We start from the raw sequence: 3,482 nt of genomic DNA on the forward strand, positions 1-3,482 counted from the left end.
TCACGACGGACTACGAAATCTGTGGAGAAAAGGCGTCGCTGGAGGCTGCGCGCAAGGCGGCCGATTACATCATCGCGCGGTGGGAGGCGGAGCCGGATCGAATTCCTGGAAACGGCGAGATTACGACGTACATGGCGGTGACGTGCAGCGAGCCGGCCATGTTGAGACTTTACAAGATCACCGGTGACAAAAAGTACCTGGAGTATTGCACGAGGTTTCGAAAGCTCCCGGAGTGGGACGGTCCCATCGTCGAGGGTCGTTGGGGGCAAATCGCGGGACACGCGTACGCGTACATGAGCCGGGCGATGGCACAGTTGGATCTGTATCGGATGGAGCCCGATAAAAAGCTCCTTATCCCTTCGCGCAATGCAATGACGTTCTTGATTGAAAAGGAGGGCCTGTCAATTACCGGTACGTGCGGTCAGCACGAATGCTGGCACAGCACTCAGGAAGGTGCGGCAAATCTCGGCGAAACGTGCGCCACGGCATACCTGCTGCGCTTCTGCGAAGACCTGATGTGCATGAATGGCGACGGGCGGTATGGCGATCTTATGGAACGGGCAATCTACAACGCGCTGTTTGCGGCGCAATCGCCGGATGGCCGAAAGATCCGATACTACTCGCCTTTTGAGGGGCCCCGCGAGTATTTCAAGGAAGACACGTACTGCTGTCCATGCAACTACCGGCGAATTCTCGCGGAATTGCCTCAGTTGATCTACTACCAGCGGGAAAACGGGGTGTACGTCAACCTGTACACGCCATCGGAAGCCGAGTGTCCGCTTCCAGACGGGGGCGTGGTGAAGCTGAAGCAGGATACGTCGTATCCGTCGGGAGACACAGTGACGATCAGCGTGAACGTCGATACGCCGAGGACCTTCGCGATCGGCCTTCGCATACCGATTTGGTGCACGGACCCTGAAATCAAGGTGAATGGCGAAGCCGTGGAGCTCTCGAACAAGTCACCCATGCCCATCCACAAGACGTGGCGCGCGGGCGACCGCATCGAGTTGCGTTTCCCCATGGCGCCACAGTTGATCCAGGGGCGGGCAGCCCAGTCTGGCCGGGCAGCGGTGATGGTAGGTCCGACGGTATTCACTCTGAATCGTGCTGTCAACCCTGGGCTGGAGAAAGAGGACTTGCGCCTGATAACCATTGATCCGAAGACTCTCACCGGACCGTTCCCGGATGACTCGGTGCGTCCTGGCGGGATGGCGTGCAAAGTCAAGGCGTGGCGGACAACGGAATGGTATCCATTCAGCGCGCACACGTGGGAATTGACGTTGACGGAGTTCCCCGACCCCTCCGGGGAGGCGACGTATTTTCACGTGCCCAATCCAAACGATGAGACGCTTCGGCCCGACAAACTCATTTGCCTGAAGGGGCTGGAGCCCTGATTGGGCATCGACGGGACTGATCAGCACTTCCGACCGCACGAGGGAGATATGATCGGTTGCCTGATTGCGTACCATTTTCATGGAGTGGCGCGTTTGGCCAGACGGGTTGCCCCGTCACCGAGCGCCCAAGTAGTATCGTGTCCCACAGGTAAGGAGCCTAGGATTGAGCGCATTTCGGCAAGCCATTAAGGACATTATCACGAATGTCGAGACGGTCGTGCTCGACAAGTCGGCGGTCATCAAGACGGCGCTGTCAGCCCTGTTGGCGGGTGGGCACGTGCTGATGGAGGACGTGCCGGGCGTGGCGAAGACGGTGCTGGTGCGGGCGCTGGCCATATCCAGCGGTTGCGGATTCAGCCGCATCCAGTGCACGCCGGACTTGTTGCCGACGGACGTGAGCGGGGTGTCCATCTTTAATCAGAAGACCCAGGAATTCGAATTCCGCCGCGGGCCGGTGTTTGCGCAAGTGGTGCTTGCCGACGAAATCAACCGTGCCACGCCGCGTACCCAGGCTGCTTTGTTGGAAGCGATGGCCGAGGGCCAGGTGTCGGTAGACGGCGTGACGCACAAGCTGGCCCAGCCCTTCATCGTGTTCGCGACGCAGAATCCGGTGGAGCACGAAGGGACGTTCCCGTTGCCGGAAGCCCAGCTCGACCGCTTCATGATCCGGCTGTCGATGGGGTATCCCAACATACGCGCAGAGGCGGAGATGCTTGAGCGCATCCGGATGGCGCATCCGCTCGATACGTTGAAGCCGGTCACGGATCCCCAGACGATACTGCGGATGCAGACCGGGATTCGAGACATCTACGTACATGAAAAAGTGCGCGATTATCTTCTGCGGTTGATCAATCGTACGCGAGATTCGACCCACCTGAGCCTTGGAGCGAGCCCGCGCGCGTCGCTGGCGCTGTTCCGCGCGGCGCAGTCATTCGCGGCGGTTCAGGGCCGGGCGTATGTGTTGCCGGACGACATCAAGCTACTTGCCCATCCGGTGCTCGAACACCGGCTTATCCTCAATCCCGAAAGCCGCCTTCGGCGCGTGACGACCAACAGCGTACTCCGTGATATAATTGCGGAGGTTCCGGTCCCGGCAGGGACCCAGAACTGGAAGGCGGGTTGATCGCCGCTTCAGCGGCGGTTACTGTTCTGATATGTGGCGCTACCGGGATGCCTAGCGGCGGCCAGCGGGCAGGGTCATGTATGTCTATGTCGTTTGTTTGGAAATGGTTAAACGGAATAATACGGTCCAGGGGTACTAATGCTACGTTCAGGGGCGATAATGAGGCTGTTTGGTCGAAAGAAAGCGGATAGCATCGACAAGGACGAGGGAACAGCGCAGGCGGGAGACTCATCGAGCGGCGTCCGGGGAAGTCTGGAGCTGACTCACGTGGGACCCTACGAGATAATCGCTCCGGTGGGTACGGGCGGTATGGGGACGGTGTACAAGGCCATCGATCGCAAGCGCGACCAGACCGTTGCGATTAAGGTGCTTGACCGGCAATTCGACCTTGACCGCAAGAAACGCCGGAGGGACTACCTGGGCCGCGAAATTCTGGTGGCCGCAAATCTGCGGCATCCGTGCATCATCCGGTACCACCCGGAAATCATTGAACAAGGCGACGCCGATGGCAACGTGCGACGCTGTCTGTTGATGGAATTCGTGGATGGACCGGACTTGCGAAAACACATCACGGATCGCGACTTAACGCTGCAGCAGATGGTGGATGTCTGCATTCGCCTATGCCAGGGTCTGGATTTCCTTCATCAGAATGGCATTGTGCACCGCGACATCAAGCCTGGGAACTTTCTGTTTTCGCGCGATCTCCGGCATGTGAAGATTTGCGACTTTGGTTTGTCGAAATCGAACGCGAGTTGGCGGACGCGTTGGGTGAAAGAAGGGGGCGGCACGCGCGCCTACATGTCCCCCGAGCAGATCTCGAACAAGGGCCGTGGTTTGGATGCGCGGTCCGACATCTTCTCGTTCGGCATTACGATGTACGAGTTGATTGCGGGGCGTCACCCTTGCGACGGACGCGATTCGCGCGAGATTATGAAGCAAATCAAGAGTTCGAAGTTCAAATTCGA

General features: G+C 58.8%; 3 protein-coding genes. All 3 read left to right on the plus strand.

Annotated features, from left to right (window positions below):
• On the plus strand, window positions 1-1,394 hold a 1,394-nt coding region (locus K1Y02_26135; protein ID MBX7259862.1), incomplete at its 5' end, for a glycoside hydrolase family 127 protein.
• Between the two features lie 163 nt (window positions 1,395-1,557).
• A complete protein-coding gene (locus K1Y02_26140; GenBank protein MBX7259863.1) occupies window positions 1,558-2,517 on the plus strand; it encodes a MoxR family ATPase in 960 nt (319 codons plus the stop codon).
• A gap of 159 nt (window positions 2,518-2,676) precedes the next feature.
• The coding region (locus K1Y02_26145) for a serine/threonine protein kinase (protein MBX7259864.1) at window positions 2,677-3,482 on the plus strand (806 nt) is incomplete at its 3' end.

Source organism: Candidatus Hydrogenedentota bacterium (assembly GCA_019695095.1).
Lineage (GTDB): Bacteria > Hydrogenedentota > Hydrogenedentia > Hydrogenedentales > SLHB01 > JAIBAQ01.